At 72.3% G+C, this 16,617-nt stretch carries 16 protein-coding genes and 1 tRNA gene; 9 read left to right on the top strand and 8 right to left on the bottom strand.

Translation table 11 applies throughout. From position 1 onward, the window contains the following. Positions 1–125 precede the first annotated feature (125 nt). Positions 126–200: transfer RNA gene (locus tag QFZ64_RS16215), tRNA-Thr, on the top strand. Positions 201–233: 33 nt separating this feature from the next. Here the strand turns inward: QFZ64_RS16215 and QFZ64_RS16210 are convergent. Continuing rightward, a complete protein-coding gene (locus tag QFZ64_RS16210) occupies positions 234–908 on the bottom strand; it encodes a rhomboid-like protein (protein ID WP_307066379.1) in 675 nt (224 codons plus the stop codon). Positions 909–980: 72 nt separating this feature from the next. On the opposite strand from QFZ64_RS16210, the gene QFZ64_RS16205 reads away from it, so the two are divergent. Further along, positions 981–1,499, top strand: coding sequence for a GNAT family N-acetyltransferase (locus QFZ64_RS16205; protein ID WP_307066377.1), 519 nt, complete (start codon positions 981–983; stop codon positions 1,497–1,499). Here QFZ64_RS16205 and QFZ64_RS16200 read toward each other — a convergent pair. Further along, positions 1,470–2,981 (bottom strand): MFS transporter, encoded by a 1,512-nt coding sequence (locus QFZ64_RS16200; protein ID WP_307066375.1) that lies wholly within the window; start codon positions 2,979–2,981, stop codon positions 1,470–1,472. The two genes, QFZ64_RS16205 and QFZ64_RS16200, sit on opposite strands and share 30 nt — an antisense overlap. 94 nt (positions 2,982–3,075) lie before the next feature. On the opposite strand from QFZ64_RS16200, the gene QFZ64_RS16195 reads away from it, so the two are divergent. Continuing rightward, positions 3,076–3,855 carry a pentapeptide repeat-containing protein gene (locus QFZ64_RS16195; protein WP_373430615.1) on the top strand — a complete coding sequence of 260 codons (780 nt, stop codon included), beginning with the start codon at positions 3,076–3,078 and terminating at the stop codon, positions 3,853–3,855. A gap of 164 nt (positions 3,856–4,019) precedes the next feature. Here QFZ64_RS16195 and QFZ64_RS16190 read toward each other — a convergent pair whose 3' ends face one another. Beyond that, entirely contained in the window at positions 4,020–4,520 is a 501-nt protein-coding gene (locus tag QFZ64_RS16190; RefSeq protein WP_307066373.1) for a hypothetical protein, read from the bottom strand. Positions 4,521–4,620: 100 nt separating this feature from the next. Continuing rightward, the gene (locus QFZ64_RS16185) at positions 4,621–5,196 is read right to left on the bottom strand and encodes a TerD family protein (protein ID WP_307066371.1); all 576 of its coding nucleotides are present in this window, start codon (positions 5,194–5,196) and stop codon (positions 4,621–4,623) included. A 204-nt stretch (positions 5,197–5,400) separates the two neighbouring features. On the opposite strand from QFZ64_RS16185, the gene arfB reads away from it, so the two are divergent. Continuing rightward, a complete protein-coding gene (gene arfB, locus QFZ64_RS16180) occupies positions 5,401–5,838 on the top strand; it encodes an alternative ribosome rescue aminoacyl-tRNA hydrolase ArfB (RefSeq protein WP_307071727.1) in 438 nt (145 codons plus the stop codon). A gap of 408 nt (positions 5,839–6,246) precedes the next feature. On the opposite strand, the gene QFZ64_RS16175 is transcribed toward arfB, so the two are convergent. Continuing rightward, complete coding sequence (locus tag QFZ64_RS16175; protein WP_373430614.1) at positions 6,247–6,756, bottom strand: flavin reductase family protein; 510 nt, start codon at positions 6,754–6,756, stop codon at positions 6,247–6,249. A 635-nt stretch (positions 6,757–7,391) separates the two neighbouring features. On the opposite strand from QFZ64_RS16175, the gene cdgB reads away from it, so the two are divergent. Then, positions 7,392–9,137 carry a diguanylate cyclase CdgB gene (gene cdgB / locus QFZ64_RS16170; RefSeq protein WP_307066370.1) on the top strand — a complete coding sequence of 582 codons (1,746 nt, stop codon included), beginning with the start codon at positions 7,392–7,394 and terminating at the stop codon, positions 9,135–9,137. 116 nt (positions 9,138–9,253) lie between these two features. After that, positions 9,254–10,237, top strand: coding sequence for a CBM35 domain-containing protein (locus QFZ64_RS16165; protein ID WP_307066368.1), 984 nt, complete (start codon positions 9,254–9,256; stop codon positions 10,235–10,237). Positions 10,238–10,314: 77 nt separating this feature from the next. Here the strand turns inward: QFZ64_RS16165 and QFZ64_RS16160 are convergent, their stop codons facing one another. From QFZ64_RS16160 to QFZ64_RS16150, 3 genes are all read right to left on the bottom strand, one after another. Continuing rightward, positions 10,315–11,247 carry a 1-phosphofructokinase family hexose kinase gene (locus tag QFZ64_RS16160; protein ID WP_307066366.1) on the bottom strand — a complete coding sequence of 311 codons (933 nt, stop codon included), beginning with the start codon at positions 11,245–11,247 and terminating at the stop codon, positions 10,315–10,317. Positions 11,248–11,467: 220 nt separating this feature from the next. Further along, on the bottom strand, positions 11,468–12,646 hold the full coding sequence (gene nagA, locus QFZ64_RS16155) for an N-acetylglucosamine-6-phosphate deacetylase (protein ID WP_307066364.1): 1,179 nt from the start codon (positions 12,644–12,646) through the stop codon (positions 11,468–11,470). After that, complete coding sequence (locus tag QFZ64_RS16150; protein WP_307066363.1) at positions 12,646–13,650, bottom strand: ROK family protein; 1,005 nt, start codon at positions 13,648–13,650, stop codon at positions 12,646–12,648. The genes nagA and QFZ64_RS16150 overlap by 1 nt, the downstream gene beginning before the upstream one ends. A 150-nt stretch (positions 13,651–13,800) precedes the next feature. On the opposite strand from QFZ64_RS16150, the gene QFZ64_RS16145 reads away from it, so the two are divergent. From QFZ64_RS16145 to otsB, 3 genes are all read left to right on the top strand, one after another. After that, positions 13,801–15,102, top strand: a complete 1,302-nt coding sequence (locus tag QFZ64_RS16145) for an extracellular solute-binding protein (protein WP_307066361.1) — start codon at positions 13,801–13,803, stop codon at positions 15,100–15,102. A gap of 189 nt (positions 15,103–15,291) precedes the next feature. Beyond that, on the top strand, positions 15,292–15,519 hold the full coding sequence (locus QFZ64_RS16140; RefSeq protein WP_307172785.1) for a DUF3263 domain-containing protein: 228 nt from the start codon (positions 15,292–15,294) through the stop codon (positions 15,517–15,519). Positions 15,520–15,567: 48 nt separating this feature from the next. Continuing rightward, positions 15,568–16,455, top strand: a complete 888-nt coding sequence (gene otsB / locus QFZ64_RS16135) for a trehalose-phosphatase (RefSeq protein ID WP_307066358.1) — start codon at positions 15,568–15,570, stop codon at positions 16,453–16,455. The last annotated feature ends 162 nt before the right edge of the window (positions 16,456–16,617 follow it).

The raw sequence follows: 16,617 nt of genomic DNA, 5'->3' as shown, positions 1-16,617 counted from the left end.
GACGCTACCTGGTGTTCACCTGATCTGTCAGTAGTTCCGGACCCGTGAACTTCGTACCGATCCTGACGGGGCCCCCGCGGCCGATGGGTACACTGCACACGCACGCCCGCGCGCCGGGCGTGTACGCCTCCTTAGCTCAGTCCGGCCAGAGCAACGCACTTGTAATGCGTAGGTCGTCGGTTCGAATCCGACAGGGGGCTCCGAGGGGGACAGCGGTACGGCGAAGGCCCGGGTCAGTCGATCCGGGCCTTTCGCGTGGCCGAGCGGGCGCGGGGGTGCGGGTGGGGGCGGGTCAGGGGATGGCAGGCGAGGCCGATCAGGACTGAGACGAGGTGGCCCAGGTCGGTGACCGTGCGGCCGGTGAGCAGGGGGACGGTGAACGCCGTGAGCAGGACGGCGGCGTAGGCGTACCGCCAGGGGGGCGGGACGCGGTACGTCAGGACGCCCATGACTCCGGCGAGCGCGTAGCTGACGCCCGTGTCGAGGGTGTCGACGGCGGAGTGCGGTGCCCTGCCGAGGTGTATGGCCCAGAGCAGGGCGCCCTCGCTGACAAGGGTGGCCAGTACGTGTGCGGCGGCGCAGACGGTGAGCCAGCGGGCGGTGCCGAGCCAGTGTTCGGCGCGGGCGTGGAAGAGGGTGTAGAGGGCGGCGTACGGGAGCCAGTGGCCGTCGTCCGTCCACAGGGCGCTGGAGAGCAGGACGCGCACGGGGTGCTCGGACAGCTCGTGGATGTTGGTGGACCGGTGCCGCAGGAACTCGCGTGCGAACTCGGGGGACATGCGGTGCAGCGCGACGGTGGTCCCGAAGAGGGCGAGCAACCAGAGGTAGGTGCCGGGGGCGCGTCGTACGTAGGTCCAGAGGTGGCCCGCGCGCCACCGGCGCGTGGCCGTCGTCGCACGCTCAGCCATGAGGTCAAGGGTGGCAGGGGCGCCGTGATCCCGCAGCGGTCCCGTCCGTCGGTCGTGTGTGACACTGCCCGCATGATCCGTACCGCGACCCCCGACGACGTCCCCGTGCTCCACGCGATGATCCGCGAGCTGGCGGAGTACGAGAAGGAGGCCGATCAGGCGCGGGCGACGGAGACACAGTTGCGCGAGGCGCTCTTCGGGGAGCGCCCGGCGGCCTTCGCGCACCTCGCCGAGGCGGACGGGGAGCCGGTCGGGTTCGCGCTGTGGTTCCTGAACTTCTCCACCTGGCGCGGCGTCCACGGCATCCACCTGGAGGACCTCTACGTTCGTCCGAGCGCGCGCGGCGGCGGTCACGGTCGGGCGCTGCTGACCGAGCTGGCCCGCATCTGCGTGGCGCGCGGCTACGGGCGCCTGGAGTGGGCGGTACTGAACTGGAACGCCCCCTCGATCGCGTTCTACGAGGCGCTGGGCGCCCGCCCGCACGACGAGTGGACGACGTACCGGCTGACGGACGGGGCCCTGGCGGAGCTCGGAGCCATTGACGGTGGGACGGGCGCCGGATCAGGGACGGGCGCCGGATCGGTGGACTGACTCGGGGACCGGGGCCTCGGTCGGCGTGGCGTGCTTGGGCGCCCGGGCGGTCACCATGGTTCCGGCGACCACGGCGGCCAGCAGGAACACGGCTGCCGCCCACCACAGGGCGGTCGTGTAGCCGTGCACGACGCCCTCGCGGACGACCAGGTTCCGGTGGGACGGGTCGGTCAGGTGCGCGGCGATGAAGGCGGTCGCGCTGCTCGTCGCGATCGTGTTGAGCAGGGCCGTGCCGATGGAGCCGCCCACCTGCTGCGAAGTGTTGACGGTCGCCGAGGTGACGCCCGAGTCGCGGGGGGCGACTCCGGAGGTCGCGGTGGCGAAGACCGGCATGAAGGTCAGCCCCATGCCGAGGCCCATCAGCAGCAGCGGGGGGAGGAGCTCGCTGGTGTACGACGAGTGCACGGTCATCCGGGTGAGGATGACCATGGCGATCGCCGAGAGCAGCATGCCCGGCACCATGAGGGTGCGCGGCGGTACGTGGTGCAGGAGTCGGGCGGAGATCTGGGTCGAGCCCACGATGATCGCCACGGTGAGCGGCAGGAAGGCCAGGCCCGCGCGGACCGGCGAGTAGCCGAGGATGACCTGCAGGTAGTAGGTCATGAACAGGAACATGCCGAACATGCCGATGACCGCCAGGCCCATGGTCAGGAAGCAGCCGGCCCGGTCGCGGTCGCGGAGGATGTGCAGCGGCAGCAGCGGGTCGGGGGCCCTGGTCTGCCACCACACGAACGCGGCGAGCAGCACGGCGGCCACCGCGAACAGGGCGAGCACGAACGGGTCGGTCCAGCCGCGGGGCTGGGCCTCGCTGAAGCCGTAGACGAGGGCGACGAGGCCGCCGCAGCCCAACAGGACGCCGGGCACGTCGAGGCGGGCGTCGCCGTGGCGCGGGTGGTCGTGGAGGAGGGCGAGTCCGCCGAGGACGGCGACGGCGGCGATGGGGATGTTGACGTACAGGCACCAGCGCCAGTTCAGGTACTCGGTGAGCAGCCCGCCCGCGATGAAGCCGATCGCCGAGCCGCTGCCGGCCAGGGCGCCGTAGATGCCGAAGGCCTTTCCGCGCTCCTTGGGATCGGTGAACGTGGTGGTGAGCAGGCTCAGCGCGGACGGGGCGAGGACGGCGGCGAAGGCGCCCTGCAGGGCACGGGCGCCGAACAGCATGCCGGAACCGCTCGCGGCACCGCCGAGCGCCGAGGCGACGGCGAAGCCGACCAGTCCGATGAGGAAGGCGCGCTTGCGGCCGATGAGGTCGGCGATCCGCCCGCCGAGCAGCAGCAGACCTCCGAAGGCCAGGGTGTAGGCGGTGATCACCCACTGTCGGTTGGCGTCGGACATGTGCAGGGCGTGCTGGGCGGAGGGCAGGGCGATGTTCACGATCGTCGCGTCCAGGACCACCATCAGCTGGGCCAGGGCAATGATCACCAGGCTCCACCAACGGCGAGGGTCGGCCCCCGTCGATTCGCCCGTTCGGGTGGCGCTCATGGGGTTCAGAACATCACGAATATGGATATGTCGCATCTCCAGTAGTGAGGCGGATGCGTCGGGCGGCGGGGCATTGTCAGTGGGGCGGCGCACTATGAGGGCGTGGCGGACGAAGGCGCGGGAGAGCGGCGGGTGCAGTGCGGGTGTGGGTGACGGGGCCGGTGCGGGTGCGGGTGTGGATGAGGGGAGGCGGGGACGGGTGAAGCGGGCGCGTGTGGTCGCGGCGGCGCGTCGACCGGGGGTACGGCTGCCTCCGCTCGAGCCGTACGGGGGCGGGCAGCTGGAGCCGGAGGGGGACTACGACGGACTGGAGTTCGGGGGCACCGACCTGGCCGCGCAGGACGGCACGGGCTCCCGGTTCATGGACTGCGCGCTGACGGGCTGCGCGCTGGACGAGACGCGCCTGGCGCACGCCCGGGTGTACGACAGCCGGCTGACCGGCATACGCGGGGTGGGGACGAACCTGGCCGACGCCACCCTGCGCGACGTGGAGCTGGTGGACGCGCGGCTGGGCGGGACGCAGTTGCACGGGGCGGTGCTGGAGCGGGTGCTGGTGCGCGGCGGCAAGATCGACTACCTGAACTTGCGGGCCGCTCGGCTCCGGGACGTCGTCTTCGAGGGGTGCGTCCTGGTCGAGCCGGACTTCGCGGGGGCGCGGCTCGAACGGGTCGAGTTCGTGGACTGCGTGCTGAAGGAGGCGGACTTCGGCGCGGCCCTGATGAAGGACGTCGATCTGCGCCGGGCGGCCGAGCTGGGCATCGCCCGAGGGGCGGAGCGGCTGGCGGGGGCGGTGATCAGTCCGGCCCAGCTCATGGATCTGGCGCCGGTACTCGCGGCGGAACTGGGGGTGAGGGTGGCGGGGGAGGAGGACTGAGGCGGGGAGAAGGGCCGGGAGAGGTGGAGGAGGGGAGAGGAAGGAAAACTTGAGGGGGACGCGGACGGGTTGAGGCGGGCTGAGGGGGCCGCGGGGGCGTGTACGCCGGGCGGAGGCGGCGACGGGCACCCCGGTGGCCCGTGGGGACGTCGGGTCGGCGGCCGTCAGACGACGCGGGGGAAGCGGGCCTCCAGTGTCCAGATCGCCGGGTTGTCGCGGAGCGACTCGTGCAGGTCCGTCAGGTCGGCGAGCAGATCGTGCAGGAAGTCGCGGGCCTCGCGGCGCAGTTCGGCGAACTGGAAGGTGAGCGGGTCCTCGTCACCAGGCATCCAGTCGGCCTCGATGTCCACCCAGCCGAAGCGGCGCTCGAAGAGCATGCGGTCGGTGGACTCGGTGAAGTCGATCTCGGCTCGCTGCCGGCGGGCGGACCGGCTGCCGAGGGGGTCGCGGTCCAGGTGTTCGACGATGTCGCACAGGGCCCAGGCGAAGTCGAGCACGGGCACCCATCCCCAGGCTGTGGACACTTCCCGGTCCGCGCGGGTGTCGGCGAGGTAGACGTCGCCGCAGAACAGATCGTGCCGCAGGGCGTGGACGTCGGCACGGCGGTAGTCCGTCTGCGGGGGATCGGGGAAGCGGGTGGAGAGGGCGTAGCCGATGTCGAGCACGGGCTGATGGTGTCACGGCGGACGGGGCGGGCCGGCGCCGGCCGCCGCCGGGCGGGTCCGGGGTCCCCGGCGTGGCGGGGGCCCCGGACGGCGGCGGAACTCAGACGTTGACGCCGAAGTCCTGGGCGATGCCCGTCAGACCCGAGGCGTAGCCCTGGCCGACCGCGCGGAACTTCCACTCGGCGCCGTTGCGGTACAGCTCGCCGAAGACCATGGCCGTCTCCGTGGCCGCGTCCTCCGACAGGTCGTAGCGGGCGATCTCGGCGCCGCCGGCCTGGTTGACGATGCGGATGTACGCGTTGCGGACCTGCCCGAAGTTCTGCGAGCGGGACTCGGCGTCGTAGATGGAGACCGGGAAGACGATCTTGTCGATGTCCGCCGGGAGGGCGGCCAGGTTGACGTTGATCGCCTCGTCGTCGCCCGCGCCCTCGCCGGTGCGGTTGTCGCCGGTGTGGACGATGGTCTGGTCCGGGGTCTGCTTGTTGTTGAAGAAGACGAAGTGCTGGTCGGAGTAGACCTTGCCCTGGGGGTTGACCGCGATGGCGGAGGCGTCGAGGTCGAAGTCCGTTCCGGTGGTGGTGCGGACGTCCCAGCCGAGGCCCACGGTGACGGCGGTCAGGCCCGGAGCCTCCTTGGTGAGCGAGACGTTGCCACCCTTGGACAGGCTTACAGCCATTGTTGGGAGTCCCTTCCCTTGATTCGTTCGCGTGCGTACGTGTGGGCGCCTCGAGGGACGAAGCGACAGCTATCCCCTTGAACGCGGTGGGGCCCCCGGATGGTTCCGGGGTCTTTACCTTTTTTACCTTGCCGTGCCCTCGGGGGCGATCCCCGCCCAGCATCCCCGAAAACCTGGTGACGTGGGCCGGTGTCGACCGGGAACATGGGAGGCATGTCCGGTCCGTATGTCGTGCGTGGTTCCGTCTCGTTGCCCGAGGCCGAGCTCGTGTGGAAGTTCTCGCGCTCCTCGGGGCCCGGTGGGCAGCATGTGAACACCACCGACACCCAGGTCGAGGTGCGGTTCGACGTGGCCCGGACCGAGGCGCTGCCCGAGGTGTGGAAGCGGCGTGCCCTGGAGCGGTTGAACGGGCGGCTGGTCGACGGCGTGCTCATGGTGCGGGCCTCCGAGCACCGTTCGCAATGGCGTAACCGCGAGGCGGCGGCCGTGCGTCTCGCCGCGCTGCTCGCCGAGGCGACCGCGCCGCCGCCCAAGCCGCGCCGGCCGACGCGGATCCCGCGGGGAATCAACGAACGGCGCCTGCGGGAGAAGAAACAGCGTTCCGATACCAAGCGAGGGCGTTCCGGCCGCGGCTGGCAGTGAATTCCCGCGCCGCGCCGCGCCGTGCCACGCCGTGCTCGTCATTCGACCGCATGCGAGTGGATGCGATCGCATGCTGCGAATGGATGCGAATGCAACGCCGGCCCGAGCGGTGCGGCGAATCGGCCGCCTGCGGCCGGGCCCATGGACCGCTCAATGACCGGACTCAATGACCGGACTCGATGACCGGACTCGATGACCGGACTCGATGACCGGACTCGATGACCGGACTCGATGACGGGGCTCGATGACGGGGCTCGATGACGGGGCTCATTGACCGCCTTCACGACCGCACGGACCGACCGACCGATTACGTCCGGTCGGCCGACCGATCGGCCGGGTCGCCCCACTTCGCCGACCCGTCGTCGGCTCGTCCGACCGCGTGTCCGACCGGCTGTCCGAGGGCCGCCCTCACCCGAGCGTCCGGTAGCGGCCGCGGAAGTACGTCAGGGGCCCGGCGCCCGCGTCGGGCGCGGTGGCGGTCAGGACGCGGCCGATGACGAGGGTGTGGTCGCCGGACGTGACCCGCTGCTCGGTGCGGCACTCCACGGTCGCCAGCGCCCCGCCCACAAGGGGCGCCCCGGAGGCCTCCCCCCGTACGTACGCGATGTCCTCGAACAGCAGCCGGTCGCTGATGCGGCCCTTCATCGCGAACCGTCCCGCGATGTGCCGCTGGCTCTCGGTGAGCACCGAGACCGCCCACAGCGGCTGTTCGTCGAGCAGGTCGTCCATGCGGGAGCCCTCGCGCAGGCTGACCAGGACCAGGGGCGGGTCGAGGGAGACCGACAGGAAGGCGGTGGCCGTCATGCCCACGTCCTCGCCGCGCGGGCCCTCGGGATCCAATGCCGGTTCGTGCGCGGTCACCAGGACCACGCCCGCGGCCAGGCGGGACATGGCGGCACGGAACTCGTCGTTGCTCACCCCTTCAGCATGCCCGGAGGCAGGGAGGCCGGGGCCGTGGAGCCGGGTGGAGGGGAGGGACCGCGACGGTACGGACGAGGGGATCTGCGAGGTTTCGAGCACGATCACGACGGTAGTTGCCGTGTTCGCGACGGCGCATCGGGCCAGGGGTCCAGACGAGACCTAGGACCGGGGCCGCAGTCCTGCGCCCACGGTGAACGGCCCCACGGGTCCCGGCGCCCGTGCGTGCCCACGGGTTGCCGTGCCCGTGCCCGTCCGTGCGCGATGTCCCGGCGACGCCCGGTGATCGGCAACCGCCCACGCGCCCGCTTCCGGCGTCGTATGCTCACAGGCGTTCACCGGGGGTTTCACAGGGCATTGCAATGTGTTCCGCAATCGCACAGTCAATGCGCGTGAAAGCACGTGAGAACACGTGAAAGGCAAGTGAAGGCACGGGTGGGCGTTCGGGAAAAACGCAGAAACCCCTCTCAAATGCTCATCTTTTGTTGTGACTTGAGTCACAAGATGCGTATTTTGTTGACCCTGCGTGCCGAGTGGGCAGCGCGCTGTGATTCAGTAGCGGTGAGGATGCAGGGCGTACGCCGAAGACAACCCTGGGGTTACGGAGTTACCGCGAGATCTCGAGGGGAGGGCGCATGGAGACCGACTCGGAGCCGTACGTCCGTCTTGCGACTCTGCGGAAGCTCCACGAGGTCATGGCGGACATCCACACCGCCCGCAGCCTGGCGGACACGCTGCAGACGGTCGCCGACGGCGTGGTCAACGGCCTCGGGTACGAGCTGGCCGCCGTCAACCTCGTGCGCCCCGACGGCCACCTCGTCGTCGCGGCCCTCGCCGGGGACGCCACCGTCGAGGCGATGATGGCGGGCCGGGTCGGCTCGCGCTCGGCCTGGAACCGCCGGCTGAACATGGGCGAGGCCTGGGGCGACCTGCGTTTCATATCCCACACCGAGGGCTGGGTCCTCGACGGGGACGACGTGCCGCAGTGGCGCGCCGACGGCCCCGAGCCACGCTTCGAGGACGAGTGGCACCCCGCCGACCGCCTGTTCGCCCCTCTGTACGGGCCGGGCGGGAGCGACTCCTCGGGTGAGCTGATCGGCGTGATCTCCGTGGACCGGCCGCGCAACGGCCGCCGGCCCGGCGCCTGGGGCCGCGAGGCGCTCCAGATGTACGCCTTCCAGGCGGCCACCGCGATCAGCAACGCCCGGCTGCGCGCCAACATGCAGCGCGCGCTGGTGCGGCTGGAACGGGACCAGCAGGCGCTGCGCGCCAGCGAGGAGTCCTTCCGGCAGGCGTTCGAGTACGCCCCCTCCGGCATGGCCATCGCCGAGATGGGCGGCGACCAGCACGGCCGCATCCTGCGCTGCAACGACGCGCTGTGCCGGCTGCTCGGTCGGCCCGCCGCCTCCATGCGCCGCTACTCCTTCTCCGACCTGGTCCACCCCGAGGACATCAGCACCCTCCTGCGTACCTCCGCCGAGGGCGGCCGCGCCGAGCTGCGCCTGGGCCGCCGGGACGGCACGTACGTCTGGGTGTCGCTGCGCAACTCCGTCGTCGCGGACGCCGCCGACGGGCCCCGCTTCCTGCTCACGCACGTGGAGGACATAGAGGAGCGCAAGCGGCGCGAGCTCCAGCTCGCCCACCGGGCCTCCCACGACGCGCTCACCGGACTGCCCAACTCCGCCGAACTGCGTTCCCGGCTCTCCGCCCGGCTCTGTCAGCGCCCGTACGCGGCGGCCGCCGACGCGGCCGAGTCGGTGGACGCGGCGCACGGGCAGTACGGCGAGTCCGCCGGGTTCGGCGAGCACGCGGCGTTCGGCGTCTTCGGGGAGGCGGGCCTCACGGACACGCCCCCGGGCGGCCACCCCGCGGTGTACGACACCGGCGGGCACGGCTTCGGCAGCCATTCGGCCCGGGGGCCGTACGACGGCTTCGACCATCATGTGCACACCGTCGCCCCGGCCGACGGGACGGACGACGGCACCAAGGGGCTCGCGGTCCTCTTCTGCGACCTCGACGGCTTCAAGTCGATCAACGACCGGTTCGGGCACAACGCCGGTGACGCCGTCCTCGTCGAGGTGGCGGGCCGGCTGACCCGGGGCGTGCGCGACGGCGACACCGTCGCCCGGCTCGGCGGCGACGAGTTCGTGGTGCTGGCCGACGGTCTCGGCCGCGCCGACGCCCAGGACCTCGCCGTACGGCTGCGCAACGAGATCATCCAGCCGATCCGGGTCGACGGCCGGGTGATGCGGGTGGGCGCCAGTTTCGGCATCGGCTGGGCGCACTGCGGCATGACGGCGGACGAGGTGTTGAAATCCGCTGACGAACGGATGTACGTCGAGAAACGATCCCGTCCCAAACAGCACAGGCGGGCCGGATAGCCCCAGCTCACCGCAGGGGTGAGCGGGAAGACACCCATATGGGTCGTCGGAAGCGGGTACGCTCGCAGTTCAGCCCAGCACGCATCCGCACCCCCACCCGCTAGGAGCACCAAGGGATGACGCCCGGCAACAACGGCGCGAGCACGCCCGAGGACGACGACCCGTTCGGCTACCTCTACGAAGACGGCCAGGCCAATGGAGCCCAGCCGCCGAGCGGTGGTTACGGCTACCCGAACTCGGTCAACAGGGTGCGGGCGGTCGGTCAGCGGCAGTACGGCGGCGGACAGCAGACTGGTCAGTACGGGTCGGCGGGGGCGCCGGGGCAGACCGCGGCCTACGGCCAGGTCCCGCAGCAGCAGGCGTACGGCACCTACGGGCCTCCCGGGCAGCCGAACCCGCACTACGCGGCCCCCGAGACCGTCCCCGGCGGGACGCCGCCCGGCCGGCGGGGCCAGGCGGGCGGCAACGGCGGCGGGCGCGGCCGGGGCCCGAACACCAAGGGCCTGCTGATCGGCGCGATAGCGGTGGTCGCCGCCGTGGTGATCGGCATCGGCATCGCGATGCTCGGCGGTGACGACGACAAGAAGGACGGCGCGGGCGGGGACACCACCCCGTCGGCGCGCCAGAGCCCCTTGCCCAGCAACTCGGGCGCGGACGACTCCGGCGACTCCGGGAAACTGCCCACCACGGACGCCAAGACGCTGAAGCTGGACGGCGGCACCACCACGGCGTCCGACGTCAAGGGGGCGAAGGCGGACGGCGGGGCCTACGTCACCGGCTTCAACAACCCGGGCGCGTCCGTGACCTGGACGGTGAACGGCATCGCCAAGACCGGCAAGTACACGCTGTACGTCGGTTACGGCGTGCCCGGCAAGGACGCCAACGCCACCCTCACGCTCAACGGCGAGGCGCAGTCCCGGCCGATCAACATGTCGAACTTCGCGAAGGCGCCCGCGGGCGACTACGAGAAGGGCTGGACGTCGACCTGGGCGAACATCCAGCTCAACAAGGGCACGAACACCATCAAGATCTCCTGCGAGCAGGGCAATTCCTGCGACGCCAATCTGGACCAGCTCTGGCTGCTGGACGGCTGGAAGTAGCCGGGCGGGGCGCTCGACGCCCACCTCGCCGACGGGCTCACGCCACCAAGGCGCACACGTTCACGGCGTCGGCACGCTCACGCGGCCGTCGTCGCCTCCGGGGTCACCGTGACCCGGGTGAGCAGGTCCTCGTAGACCTCCCGGTCGAACTCGCCCGCCGCCGGCGACAGGACCGTCGCCGCCGACAGGGCGGTGGCACGTGCCAGTCTTTCCGGCCAGGGCAGGCGTTCCACCAGGGCCGACAGCAGGCCCGCCACCGCGGAGTCGCCCGCGCCCGTCGGATTGCCGCGCAGCCCGCTCGGCGGCACCGCCCGCCAGCGCCCCTCGGCGCTCACCGCGAGCAGCCCCTTCGCGCCCAGCGAGGCGACCACCGTGTGCGCGCCCCGGCGCCGGGCGTCCCGGGTGGCCTGTCCGGGCTCGTGCGAGCCGGTGAGTTCCGCCAGCTCCTCCGCGTTCGGTTTGACGAGGTCGGGGCGGGCCGCCACCCCGCGGCGCAGCGGTTCGCCGCTGGTGTCGAGGAGCACCGGCACCCGGTGTGCCCGCGCGGTGCGGACCAGTCCCGCGTACGCCCCCACCGGGACGCCCGGCGGCAGGCTCCCGCAGAGGGCGACCGCGGCGGCCGAGCCCAGCAGTTCCTCGTACGTCCGCTGGAAGGCGGACCACTCGGCGGGGGCGATGAGCGGCCCCGGCTCGTTGAGCTGGGTGGTGTCGCCGGTGGCGGCGTCCACCACGGCTATGGTCCGCCGGGTCGCTCCGGCCACCGGTATCAGCGCGTCCACCACGTCGGAGCAGCCGGCGAGCGACTCGCGCAGGGCGTCGCCGGTGCGGCCGCCCGCGAAGCCGGTCACGGTCGCCCGGTGGCCGAGCGCGGCGAGCACCCGGGCCACGTTGAGCCCCTTGCCGCCGGGCCTTTCGGTCACCTCGCTCACGCGGTGCGACGCGTGCGGGCGCAGCGCGGGGACGCGGTAGGTGATGTCGAGAGCGGTGTTCAGTGTGACCGTGAGGATCACCCGGGCCGACCTCCCTCGGATCGTGCGGTGACGCGTGCGCGCACGGCCGGCGTGCGCGCCGCTCCCACAGTGCTGCTCAGTGCTGTTCCCGCCGCGCTGTTCCCACAGTGCGCGCGCCGGTGCTGGTTGCGGAGGTTCGATCATGCCAAACGAGTCGGTGGTGGGCCCAGACCCCCGGGCCCACCGTCGATGCCCGAGGGGCGGTCAGGACCGGGACGGATCAGCCCAGTTGGGGATCGATCACCCACTCGCCCCGACGCATCACGCCCTTCAGTGCGAACTCCTCGTCGAGAACGACCAGGTCGGCATAGGTGCCAGGGGTCAGTGAGCCCACCTCGTCGGCCTTGCCCAGCAGCCGTGCGGGGTTGGCCGAGAGGGCGGCGACGACGTCCTCGACCGGGAGCCCGTCGACCGTGACCGCCCGCTGGAACGCCCGGTCCAGGGTGAGGGTGGACCCCGCGATCGAGCCGCCCTCCACCAGTCGGGCCACGCCGTCGCTGACCTCGACTTCCAGCGGGCCGAGCAGATAGCGGCCGTCGCCGAAGCCGGCCGCGTCCATGGCGTCGGTGATGAACGCGACCCGGGCGGCGCCCGCGTGCCGGAACGCCAGCTTCAGGGCGGCAGGGTGCAGATGGGTGCCGTCGTTGATGAGCTCGACGGTGACCCGCTCGTCCTCCAGCAGCGCGGTGACCGGTCCGGGGGCGCGGTGGCCGAGGGTGGGCATCGCGTTGAAGAGGTGGGTGGCCACGGTCGCGCCCGCGTCGATGGCGGCGACGGTCTGCTCGTAGGTGGCGTCCGTGTGGCCGACCGCGGCGATCACGCCCTGCTCGACGAGCAGCCGCACGGAGTCCAGGCCGCCGGGGAGTTCGGTGGCGAGGGTGACCATGCGGGCCTGCCCGCGGGCCGCGTCGACCAGTTTGCGCACCTCGGCCGGGTCGGGGTCGCGCAGCAGGGCGGCGGAGTGCGCGCCCTTGCGGCAGGGGGAGATGAAGGGGCCCTCGAAGTGGATGCCGGCCAGGTCGCCCTGCTCGGCCAGTTCGGACAGCAGCCCGGCGCGCTGGACGAGCTGGTCCGTCTCCTCGGTGACGGTAGAGGCGACGAGGGTGGTGGTGCCGTGCTCCCGGTGGGTGCGGATGCCGGTCAGTACGTCCTCGACGGAGCCGGAGGTGAAGGAGGCTCCGCCGCCGCCGTGGTTGTGCAGGTCGACGAAGCCGGGGACCAGCCAGTGACCGGAGAGGTCGACGGTGTCTGTGCCGGGCTCGGCGGGGGAGTGCGGGGAACGGGTTCCGTCGCCGGTGGCGGCTGTGATGCGGGCGCCTTCGACGACCACGCGGCCGTCGTCCACGATCCCGGTGGGGAGCACCGTCCGGGCACCGACGAGAACCTTGCTTGGGGCCATCAGGTGGTTACCTCCGAGGAGTCAGTGGTGTCGCGGACGGGGGGAACGAGGGGGGCGGGGCCGGGGTCCGCGGGGGGACGCGCGCCGGTGGCGTGCAGGTCCCAGGCGAGTAGGCCCGCGCCCAGACAGCCGGCGTTGTCGCCGAGGCCGGCGGGCACGACGGTCGGCAGCTTCTGGAAGGTGACCCGGGCGCGCAGCGCCTCGCGCAGCGGGTCGAACAGCGTGGGTCCGGCCTCCGCGAGCCCGCCACCGATGATCAGGGTGCGCGGGTCGAGGAGGGTGAAGGCGGTGACCAGACCGTCGGCGAGCGCGTCGACGGCCCCCTGCCAGACCTCCGCCGCCCGTGCGTCCCCGGCGGCCACGGCCCGGGCGCAGTCCGCCGCGTCCGCCTCCGGGTCGCCGCAGGCGGTGGCCCAGGCCTGGCCGACGGCGGCGGCGGAGGCGTACCGCTCCAGACAACCGCGCTGCCCGCAGGGACAGTCGACGCCGCCGGGGCGTACGACGACATGGCCGATCTCGCCGGCGAAACCGTGCGCGCCCGCCTCGACCCGGCCGTCGATGCCGATGGCGCCCGCGATGCCGGTGCCCAGCGGCACGAACAGGAAGCGGTCGGCACCCCGGCCGGCGCCGATGCGGCCTTCGGCGAGGCCGCCGGTGCGCACGTCGTGGCCGAGGGCGACGGGGGCGCCGCCGAGCCGTTCGCTCAGGAGGGCGCGCAACGGTACGTCGCGCCAGCCCAGGTTGGCCGAGTAGACGGCCACGCCCCGGTCGTCGTCGACGATGCCGGGGACGGCGACACCGGCCGCGGCGGCCGGTTCGCCGAACTCGGCGAGGCCGTGGGCGCGCAGTTCGGCGGCGAAGTCGAGGACCGCCGCCGTCACCGCCTCGGGGCCCCGTTCGCGGCCGGTGGGCCGACGTGCGCGGTGGAGCAACTCGCCTTCCACCCCTACCAGGGCGGCCTTCATACCGGTGCCGCCCACATCGAGGGCGAGGACGTGTTTCACGTGGAACAGTGTGACGCTCCGACCCGGAGAGGTCTAGTCCACTGTGGTGGTGTAGACCTTATGACCGGGCCGTTTCGGTATACGAGACGGTAACCACGTACAACCAGCGAAAACAGGAGTGGATCGGTGCGGCGGCGCGGGGCGCGGAGAATGACGGTACTGGGCGCGGCGATCACCGCACTGGGGATGACGGCGACCCTCGCCGGCTGCGGGGGTCCGGGCGGCTCCGGGGACGTGACCCTGAAACTGGTCGCCGCCGACTACGGCGACTCGGCGGCCAACTCGTCGAAGAAGTACTGGGACGAGCTGGCCGGCGCGTACGAGGACGAGCACCCCGGCGTGAAGGTCGACGTCAGCGTCTACTCGTGGAACGACGTGGACAGCAAGGTCAAGCAGATGGTCGACCGGGGCGACGCCCCCGACCTGGCGCAGATCGGCGCCTACGCCGACTACGCGGCCGCCGGCAAGCTCTACCGCGTCTCCGACCTGCTCTCCATTCCTGTCCAGGCCGACTTCGTGCCGGAACTGAGCAGGGCGGGCGAGGTGGACCGGGTGCAGTACGGCATGCCGTTCGCGGCCTCCACCCGGCTGCTGTTCTACAACAAGAAGCTGTTCGCCAAGGCCGGGATCAGCCGGCCGCCCGAGACCTGGAACCAACTGGCCGCCGACGCGCACGCGTTGAGGACGGCCGGGGTCAGCACGCCGTACGCGCTGCCGCTGGGACCGGAGGAGGCGCAGGCCGAGACCCTGCAGTGGCTGCTCAGCGGCGGGGGCGACTACACCGACAGCATCGGCGACTACGACCTGGACTCGGTGGAGAACGTCGCGACGTTCTCCTGGTTGAAGGACGAACTCGTCGGCAAGGGCCTCACCGGACCCGTCCCGCCCGCGAAGCTGAACCGCGCGGACGCGTTCGCCGCGTTCGCGCGCGGCGAGGTCGGGATGCTCAACGGGCATCCCACGCTGATGAAGACGGCACGGGCCAAGGGCCTGGACTTCGGCATGGTGCCGATGCCCGTGAACGGCAGCGGGAGCGGGAGCGGGAGCGGGAACGGCGACGAGGGCGCGGACGGCCGGGACCGGCCGTCGATGGGCGTCGCCGACTGGATGATGGCCTTCCGGCAGCCCGGCCACCGCGAGCAGGTCGGGGACTTCCTCGACTTCGTCTACAGCAAGAAGAACGTACTGGCGTTCTCGCGCGAGTACGACCTGCTGCCGGCGACGACGTCCGCCTCCGCGGACATGGCCTCCTCCCCGAAGGACGCCGACCTCGCGCCGTTCCTGGAGCAGCTCGCCGGGGCGGAGCTGTATCCGGTGGGCAAGACGTCGTGGGCGACGGTGAGCGCGGAGCTCAAGAAGCAGATCGGGACGGCGGTGTCGGAGGAGGGCAGCTCGGCGGGGGTCCTGGGGCAGCTCCAGCGGACGGCGATGCGGGAGGACGCGACGGGGTGAGGGGCCGGTGCCGGCTCCCGGCACGGGGGATTGTCAGTGGTGGGTTCTACTGTGAAGGGCATGGAACAGACGGAGGAGCGGCGGGAGCCGGTCGGTCCGAAGGGGACGGGGCCGGGCGGGCAGGCTGACGCGTCGGGCCAGTCGGGCTCGTCCTCGTCGGGCTCGTCCGTGCCGTCGGGTTCGTCGGACGTGCGGGAACTCCAGGCCCGTGAGCGGGCCGTGCTGGCCATGGAGCGGCGCGGCTTCGCCGGTCCCGGCGCGAAGGAGCGCGAGATACGGGAGCGGCTCGGGCTCGCGCCCGTCCGCTACTACCAGCTGCTCAACGCCCTGCTCGACGATCCCCGTGCCCTCGCCCACGACCCGGTGACCGTCAACCGGCTCCGCCGCGTGCGCGAGGCCCGCCGCGCGGAACGGTAGGCCGCCGGGCAGGCGTGAGGGCGGGGCCGCGCGGATAGGGTCGAGGACATGGGCAGCCACACGGACTCCACGGACCCCGGGGACGCGCCGCACCGCACGGGTGACGCCGTTCCGACCCCCACGACCGCGGCCGGACGCGAGGGGCTGGAGGCGCTCCTCACCCGTCCCGAGCGGGCCGTTCTCGCCTTCGACTTCGACGGGACGCTCGCCCCGATCGTCGCCGACCCCGAACAGGCCAGGCCCCACCCCGACGCGGTGCCGGCCCTCGCGGCACTCGCGCCGAAGGTGGCCTCGGTGGCCGTCGTCACCGGGCGCCCGGCGGGGGTCGCCGTGGCCCACGGGGGGTTCGCCGGGGTCGCCGGGCTCGAACACCTGGTGGTGCTCGGGCACTACGGCGCCGAGCGGTGGGACGCGGTGACCGGGACGGTCAGCGCGCCCGCTCCGCCGCCCGGGGTCGCCGCCGTACGGGCCGAGCTGCCGGGGGTGCTCGACGCGGTCGGCGCGTGGCAGGGGACCTGGGTGGAGGAGAAGGGCGGCCGCGCGGTCGCGGTCCACACCCGCCGGGCGGCCGACCCGCAGGCCGCGTTCGAGGCGCTGCGCGTGCCGCTGGCCGACCTCGCGGCACGGCACGGACTGATCGTCGAACCGGGGCGCATGGTGCTGGAGCTGCGGCCGCCGGGGACGGACAAGGGGGCCGCGCTGTCGGAGTACGTGCGGGAGGTGGACGCCGGGGCGGTGCTGTACGCCGGTGACGACCTGGGCGACCTGCCGGCGTTCGCGGCGGTGGAGGCTCTGCGGTCGGCAGGGGTGCCGGGGCTGCTGGTGTGCAGCGGCAGCGAGGAGGTGGCGGAGCTGGCGAACCGGGCGGACGTGGTGGTCGACGGACCGGCGGGCGTCGTCCGGTTGCTGCGCGCGCTGACCGCACGGCTCACCTGAGAAGGACGTCCAGAAGCGACCATCGAGGACTGATCGAGGGCTGGGGGACCTCATGTGAGTTCCATGTGAGTCGGAGGGCCATCGGGCGCTGCCGAGGGGACGCGCCCCTGGTCGGAGCCTCGGCGCTCCCATGGAACGCTCATGTTCGTCCAGATCCGGCGC

It is taken from the genome of Streptomyces sp. B3I8 (assembly GCF_030816915.1).
Lineage (GTDB): Bacteria > Actinomycetota > Actinomycetes > Streptomycetales > Streptomycetaceae > Streptomyces.
This window is presented reverse-complemented; position numbering and strand designations above follow the sequence as displayed.